Below are 575 nucleotides of genomic sequence, written 5' to 3' on the forward strand. Positions count from 1 at the left end.
TAATTATATAAATTAAAAAGATGGAGTTATAAACATGTTAGACGAAAAATACAGCAGCTATGCTGAGAAGGTTTTGTCCGAAAGCGACAAAAGCGATACAAGACGGATATATAAAGACATCTTTCATGATAGCAACGTTGTTATCCACGAAAATTGTATTATGGATATTAATGATTTGTTGCTTAAGGGCAGAGAGTATGGCGATCAATTTATAATTCCTGCATATCAAAGGGGCTTAGTTTGGAGTGAAAATCAAAAGGTCAATTTAATAAAAACGATTATGGCTGGCGTTCCTATTGGAACTTTTGTATTTGCCAGGCAAGCCTATGACAAACAAACACTTAAAAAGCTACCAGCCAGGAAATATTATTTATTAGACGGGCAGCAAAGGTTGAATGCGATAAGGGGCTTTTTAGATAATGAATTTGCTATGGACGGATACTTTTTTCCCGCTCTCCCCTCTCTTGCTCCCCGCGCTTTCCTCTCTTTTCCTCCTTTCGGCTCTCTGATCCTCCCTGCCCCACCCCTGGAGCCGTCGCTAGCTTTTTCTTTGACGTTCCATTTTGGTTTCCCTG

General features: G+C 39.8%; 1 protein-coding gene. It reads left to right on the forward strand.

Annotation, left to right across the window (positions count from 1 at the left end):
• Positions 1–34 precede the first annotated feature (34 nt).
• Positions 35–575 (forward strand): DUF262 domain-containing protein (locus CYP28_RS08365; RefSeq protein WP_141090923.1); only part of this gene is annotated, 541 nt, incomplete at its 3' end.

The organism is Campylobacter concisus (assembly GCF_002914195.1).
Lineage (GTDB): Bacteria > Campylobacterota > Campylobacteria > Campylobacterales > Campylobacteraceae > Campylobacter_A > Campylobacter_A concisus_M.